Consider the following 6,086-nt stretch of genomic DNA (forward strand, 5'->3'; position numbering starts at 1 on the left):
GTGATTTTTTGAATTTTTATCCCCATTCCCTTTTGAAACTTATTGATGAGTTTACTAAATTTCCAGGAATAGGGCCAAAGACTGCCCAAAGATTAGCCTTTCATGTTTTAAACATGGATGAAAAAGATGTAGAGAGTTTTTCAAAGGCTCTTGTAGATGCAAAAAGAATATAAAGTATTGTTCCGTTTGTGGTAACCTAACGGATGTGGATCCATGTATAATATGCAAGAATACAGAGAGGGATAAAACAACCATCTGTGTTGTTGAAGAACCAAAGGATGTTATCGCAATGGAAAGAACAAGGGAGTTTTTGGGATATATCATGTGCTTCACGGTTCTATCTCTCCGTTAGGTGGGATTGGTCCGGATGATATTAGAATAAAAGAGCTCTTATCTAGAATTACTCCTGAGGTTAAGGAGGTAATACTGGCAACAAATCCAAATGTTGAGGGTGAAGCAACAGCAATGTATATTGCAAGGCTTTTGAAACCTTTAGGAGTAAAAGTTACAAGAATAGCCCATGGAATCCCGGTAGGCGGGGACTTAGAATATGCCGACGAAGTGACTTTAAGTAAAGCATTAGAAGGAAGAAGGGAAATTTAAATCCCTTCTTTTTGTGTCTTCCTCAAAAAACTCCTTCAATTCCAATTAAACTCCTTCAAAAGAAAATAAAGTCGTTCAAAAGGGAAGAGTAAATTTAAGGCTCTTCCTTATAACCAACTATTTTTTTAATGCTCTTTGCACAGCATCTTTAGATGTTCCCCAAGGAGCATCGGCATTTAAATAATCAAACTTTTTAATAAACCACTGAATTTCCTTTTGTAATTCCTTTAAACTTTTGTTTTGAATTTCTTTTGTAACTTCAATAAATTCATTAATTCCCGTTTCGTAAGTATTATGATGATTACAATATGATAATATTAATAAATAATGATTTTTACAAAAACCTTTACAGGTTTTATATAAGGTTTTAAAATCCTTTTCCCTAATCCAAAGATGGATTAAAATGCCTATATTATCAATGATATTGGTATAAATTTTATTACATATAAAGCATTCTTGATTATTATCATATCTAATATTGTTGTGGGGTTTAAATATTTTGCGAATTAAAGAATCTTTATTTATTGATTGAGCACTTTTTTCAACATTATTTATTTCAATATCTATTATCTTATCTAGAATCAATGCTAAACCAAGCTTGTCATAGGTTTGATTAAGCTTTTCAAAATGCCGTCTACAAAATAAAAATTCATTCCCTAGTTTTGTGTAGAATTCGGAATCCATTACCATTTCTCCCAATATAACTTCTATTAATTGCCTTTCATATTCATTTTGAATTAAACACAGGGGACATTCAGCTGTTTTATTTTCAAAGGCCTCATAAACTCTTAGTTGTTCAATGGATAACTTCATAGCTTTCACACCTTTGTTGAATATTAAAACTCTTAATTATTATATATCAATAATCTGTTTAAATCCACCACATTTTGGGAATAATAACAGATAACATAGGGGAGGTGGATTTCTTATGGAAATGAATATAAAATTTGCTGAAAAGTTAAATATTGCCAAGGAAAAGGTCAATGAAAATGATGCATTAAAGGATGAATTCAAGGCTGCAGTTTTAGAGCTTGAACTTATAAGAAATTATATAAATTATGTGGATGATCCTGACCTTATAGAATATGCAATTTATGCTGAAAAGGCAATTCAAAAAAGGATTGCATACATTTTAAAGAAGTTAAGGTAATAATATTTTTTGTTTGAATAAATATGATTTAAGGGGGGATTTCTATGATGTTGAATATAGATCAAAGTATAATTTATTATTTAGGTGTAGTTATATTTTTAATTTTATTGGTCCTTTCAATGAAATTAAAAAATCTGATCATCTTTAAAATAATTTTAAAAACAGCAATTGGGGGACTTATTGTTTTTGCTATGAACATATTACTCAATCTTTTTCAAATGACTATACCTCTGAATTTAATAACATCGTTTTTAGTCGGAGTTTTAGGTATACCAGGGCTTTTATTAATATTTTTAATTAAATATATAGTATATCCGTTATAAAAAAATAATAAATATTTTTTATAGGATTCGCCTGATATGTCGAATCCTTTTTATTTTTGAAATTATTGACTTTAAATGTAGGGTTTGTTACAATCTATTTGATGCCCTGTTATATTTTTGACTATTCTTAATTTTACTATTTTTAAAGAACTGTTATTAATTAATAATTATTATGTTATACTAGAATTTCTTTTAAATGAAGGGAGGAAAAAGTAAAATGGGTAAGCTAGTTGAAATTCGTTGGCACGGTCGTGGTGGACAAGGTGCTAAGACAGCTTCATTACTTCTTGCAGAAGTAGCTTTTAATACCGGAAAGTATATTCAAGGTTTCCCAGAATATGGTCCAGAAAGAATGGGGGCTCCAATTACTGCTTACAACAGAATAAGCGATGAGCCAATAACAATCCACAGCAATATTTATGAACCAGATTATGTGGTTGTTGTTGACGAAACATTAATCAAGTCAGTTCCAGTTACAGCAGGATTAAAGGAAGGTGGAGCAGTTATAGTAAACACTGCAAAGTCACCTGAAGAAATTAAAAAGGAATTAAACTTCAACGGAAAGGTTTACACAATTGACGCAAGAAAGATTTCAGAAGAAACACTTGGAGCATACTTCCCAAATACTCCAATGCTTGCAGCAGTTGTTAAGATTACAGGTGTTATTCCAGTTGATGTATTCTTAAACGACATTGAAGCTTCATTCAAGCATAAGTTTGCAAACAAGCCACACGTTGTTCCAAAGAATATGGAAGCTGTGAAGAGAGCACTTGAGGAGGTGAAGGGAAATGAATAATAGAAAGATGAATATAACACCAAACACTACTTGGAAGGAAACTACACCAGGTGGAGTAATTCTTGATGCTGGTAATGCAGAGGATTTTAAAACTGGTGACTGGAGAGCAATGAGACCAGTATGGCATGAAGATAAATGTAAACACTGCCTACTTTGCTGGGTAGTATGTCCAGACAATTCAATCCTTGTTGAAGACGGAAAGATAAAGGGATTTGATTATGATCACTGTAAAGGATGCGGAGTTTGCACAAAGCAATGTAAGTTTGGCGCACTTGACTTCGTTCCAGAAGAATAATGAGGGGAGGATTAGGATATGGCAAAGAGAGTTTCTTTAAGTGGTAACGAAGCAGTTGCATTTGGTATGAAACAGATAAATCCAGATGTTGTTGCTGCTTTCCCTATAACACCATCAACAGAAGTTCCACAATACTTCTCACAATTTGTTGCTAATGGAGAAGTAGATACAGAATTCGTAGCAGTTGAATCAGAACACAGTGCGATGTCAGCATGTATAGGTGCTGCAGCAGCAGGTGGAAGAGTTATGACTGCAACAGCATCAGCAGGTCTTGCACTTATGTGGGAAATGCTTTATGTTGGTGCATCAATGAGACTTCCAATGGTTCTTGCTGTTACAAATAGAGCACTTTCAGGACCAATCAATATACATAACGATCACTCAGATACTATGGGTGCAAGGGATTCAGGTTGGATTCAGCTTTATGGTGAAACAGCACAGGAGGCATATGATAACTTAATTCAAGCAATAAGAATAGGGGAACATAAGGACGTTCAACTTCCAGTTATGGTTTGCTATGACGGGTTTATAACAAGCCATGCAGTTGAAAACCTTGAGATGCTTGATGATGAAGAAGTTAAAAAGTTTGTTGGAGTAAAAGAGAAGCTCCATTTGCTTTAATTGGACAAGACCCAGTTTCAATGGGACCACTTGATCTTCCAAACCACTATTTTGAACACAAGAGACTTCAAGCGGAAGCTATGAAGAATGCAAAGAAGGTAATCCTTGAAGTTGCAGCAGAATATGAAAAGTTAACAGGAAGAAAATATGGCTTCTTTGAAGAATACAAAATGGAAGATGCAGAAGCTGCAATAGTAGTTATCAACTCTACTGCAGGAACTGCAAAGTTCGTTGTAGACAATTTAAGAGCACAAGGCAAGAAGGTTGGCCTTATAAAGATTAGAGTATTCAGACCATTCCCAGCAGAAGAGCTTGCAGAAGCTCTAAAGAACGTTAAGGCTGTTGCAGTAATGGATAAGGCTGATAGCTTCTCAGCAGCAGGCGGTCCATTATTTGCTGAAGTTAGAAGCGCTATGTATGGAAGAGCAGATGGAAAGATAGTAACTAACTATATATATGGCCTTGGTGGAAGAGACGTTACTACAACTCAAATTGAAAAGGTTTATGCTGACCTATTCAATGCAATTGAAACAGGAAAATATGAAGTTTACAACTACTTAGGTGTAAGAGAATAGGAGGTGTTTTTATGCCAAATTTAAAGGAGCTTTCTAAGAAGAAGGTTAGATTTACCGGTGGACATAGAATGTGTGCAGGTTGCGGAGCACCAATGGTTGTTAACTGGATACTTAAGGCTCTAAAGGATGATGAAAGAGCTGTTATTTCAAACGCAACTGGATGTCTTGAAGTTTCATCATGTCTATATCCATATACAGCATGGAAGGATTCTTGGATTCATACAGCATTTGAAAATGCAGCTGCAACTGTAAGTGGTGCTGAAGCTGCCTTCAAGGCGATGAAAAGAAAGGGATTGGTGGATGGCAAGTATAAGTTCATAGCATTTGGTGGAGACGGTGGAACATACGATATCGGTTTACAAGCTTTATCAGGTGCTATGGAAAGAGGGCACGATATGCTCTATGTATGCTATGACAACGGAGCATATATGAATACTGGTATCCAAAGATCATCAGCAACTCCACTTGGTGCAGATACAACAACTTCACCAGCAGGAAAAGTAAAGCCTGGTAAGGAACAGTTTAGAAAAGATTTAACTGAAATTATGGTTGCACATAACCTACCATATGTTGCGCAATCAGTTCCTGTAATTCCTGGAACTCCATATATGTTCGACCTTTATAATAAATCAGAAAAAGCATTTAGTATTGAAGGTCCTAAATTCATGAATGTATTAACTCCATGCCCAAGAGGATGGAGATGCGATACAGCAACTGAGCTTGAACTTATGAAGCTTGCTGTAGAAACTTGCTTCTGGCCACTTTATGAAGTAGAAAACGGCGAATATAAGATAAATTATATACCAAAACAAAAGTTACCAGTAACAGAATGGTTAAAACCACAAGGAAGATTTAAGCATCTATTTAAGCCAGAAAATGAACATATAATCCAAAGAATACAAGAAGAAGTAGATAGAAGATGGGAAAGACTTTTATTCCTTGCAAAGGTTAAATAAAAAAGCTTCGGGCATTTGCCCGAAGCTTTTTTATGTGATAGGGGTATTCTCTAAAGGGTTAAATATATTTTGGTTTATTTTAAATATAACATAAATGATAATGATTGTCAATACCATATTTCTTTCTAACCATGCATTTAGAAAATATTAAAAATATTTTTAAATTTTCGAAAAATTTGAAGGAAAATTTTGTTTATTATAGAAATATAAATTAGATATAATCATTTTTTTAAAGGAGGAGGTTTTATGTCAAGAAAGGGTCTTCCAGAAGGCGCTTATGGTCTTAAGGAGGGACAAAAGTATGTGCCCTATATTCCATCAGAAAAGGTTATGCCTGAGTTTACTGCTTTGTCAATAGTTGTAGGTATACTTTTGTCCATCATATTTGGTGCCGCAAATGCTTATCTTGGACTTAAAGTTGGTATGACTATTTCAGCATCAATACCAGCGGCAGTTATTTCAATGGCAATAGTTAGAGTTGTTTTAAGAAGAAAGTCAATTCTTGAAAACAACATGGTTCAAACTATCGCATCAGCTGGTGAATCCCTTGCGGCAGGTGCAATCTTTACACTTCCAGCATTATTTTTATGGGGAGAAAGTCCAGATGCATTAACAATGGGAATAATTACATTTGTTGGTGGTGCTCTTGGTGTTCTTTTCATGATTCCTATTAGAAGATATTTAATTGTTCAAGAACATGGAAAGCTTCCATATCCGGAAGGAGTTGCTTGCGCTGAAGTTTTAGTTGCAGGTGAAGAAGGTGGAAC

The 6,086-nt window shown here is 34.6% G+C and carries 7 protein-coding genes and 2 pseudogenes (1 of these 9 running past the window's edge); 8 read left to right on the forward strand and 1 reads right to left on the reverse strand.

The features are described 5' to 3' along the window. Positions 1-8 precede the first annotated feature (8 nt). Positions 9-603, forward strand: a pseudogene (gene recR / locus PWK10_RS17115) (recombination mediator RecR). 117 nt (positions 604-720) lie between these two features. Here recR and PWK10_RS17120 read toward each other — a convergent pair. Then, positions 721-1,416, reverse strand: coding sequence for a DUF6062 family protein (locus PWK10_RS17120; protein WP_274766866.1), 696 nt, complete (start codon positions 1,414-1,416; stop codon positions 721-723). A 115-nt stretch (positions 1,417-1,531) separates the two neighbouring features. On the opposite strand from PWK10_RS17120, the gene PWK10_RS17125 reads away from it, so the two are divergent. The 7 genes and pseudogenes from PWK10_RS17125 to PWK10_RS17155 all read left to right on the forward strand — a co-directional run. Then, positions 1,532-1,753, forward strand: a complete 222-nt coding sequence (locus PWK10_RS17125) for a hypothetical protein (RefSeq protein WP_008909624.1) — start codon at positions 1,532-1,534, stop codon at positions 1,751-1,753. Between the two features lie 44 nt (positions 1,754-1,797). Continuing rightward, positions 1,798-2,076: a pro-sigmaK processing inhibitor BofA family protein gene (locus PWK10_RS17130; protein ID WP_274766867.1), complete on the forward strand. Its 279-nt coding sequence runs from the start codon at positions 1,798-1,800 to the stop codon at positions 2,074-2,076. A 217-nt stretch (positions 2,077-2,293) separates the two neighbouring features. Continuing rightward, positions 2,294-2,872, forward strand: coding sequence for a 2-oxoacid:acceptor oxidoreductase family protein (locus tag PWK10_RS17135; RefSeq protein ID WP_008909626.1), 579 nt, complete (start codon positions 2,294-2,296; stop codon positions 2,870-2,872). Next, on the forward strand, positions 2,865-3,167 hold the full coding sequence (locus PWK10_RS17140) for a 4Fe-4S binding protein (RefSeq protein ID WP_008909627.1): 303 nt from the start codon (positions 2,865-2,867) through the stop codon (positions 3,165-3,167). Before PWK10_RS17135 ends, PWK10_RS17140 begins: the two co-directional genes overlap by 8 nt. 18 nt (positions 3,168-3,185) lie before the next feature. After that, positions 3,186-4,363: pseudogene (gene porA / locus PWK10_RS17145) on the forward strand (pyruvate ferredoxin oxidoreductase). Positions 4,364-4,374: 11 nt separating this feature from the next. Further along, entirely contained in the window at positions 4,375-5,319 is a 945-nt protein-coding gene (locus tag PWK10_RS17150; RefSeq protein WP_274766868.1) for a thiamine pyrophosphate-dependent enzyme, read from the forward strand. 246 nt (positions 5,320-5,565) lie between these two features. Then, positions 5,566-6,086 carry the beginning of an OPT family oligopeptide transporter gene (locus tag PWK10_RS17155; RefSeq protein ID WP_274766869.1) on the forward strand. The gene runs 1,411 nt beyond the window's last position, so the window shows 521 of its 1,932 coding nt (coding positions 1-521); it begins with the start codon at positions 5,566-5,568; the stop codon falls past the right edge of the window.

The organism is Caloramator sp. Dgby_cultured_2, from assembly GCF_028872215.1.
In the GTDB taxonomy this organism is placed as follows: Bacteria; Bacillota; Clostridia; order Clostridiales; family Caloramatoraceae; genus Caloramator; species Caloramator australicus.

Coding starts and splice junctions, on each gene's coding strand:
- PWK10_RS17120 (WP_274766866.1), bottom strand. CDS start 1,416: ATGAAGTTATCCATTGAACAACTAAGAGTTTATGAGGCCTTTGAAAAT.
- PWK10_RS17125 (WP_008909624.1), top strand. CDS start 1,532: ATGGAAATGAATATAAAATTTGCTGAAAAGTTAAATATTGCCAAGGAA.
- PWK10_RS17130 (WP_274766867.1), top strand. CDS start 1,798: ATGATGTTGAATATAGATCAAAGTATAATTTATTATTTAGGTGTAGTT.
- PWK10_RS17135 (WP_008909626.1), top strand. CDS start 2,294: ATGGGTAAGCTAGTTGAAATTCGTTGGCACGGTCGTGGTGGACAAGGT.
- PWK10_RS17140 (WP_008909627.1), top strand. CDS start 2,865: ATGAATAATAGAAAGATGAATATAACACCAAACACTACTTGGAAGGAA.
- PWK10_RS17150 (WP_274766868.1), top strand. CDS start 4,375: ATGCCAAATTTAAAGGAGCTTTCTAAGAAGAAGGTTAGATTTACCGGT.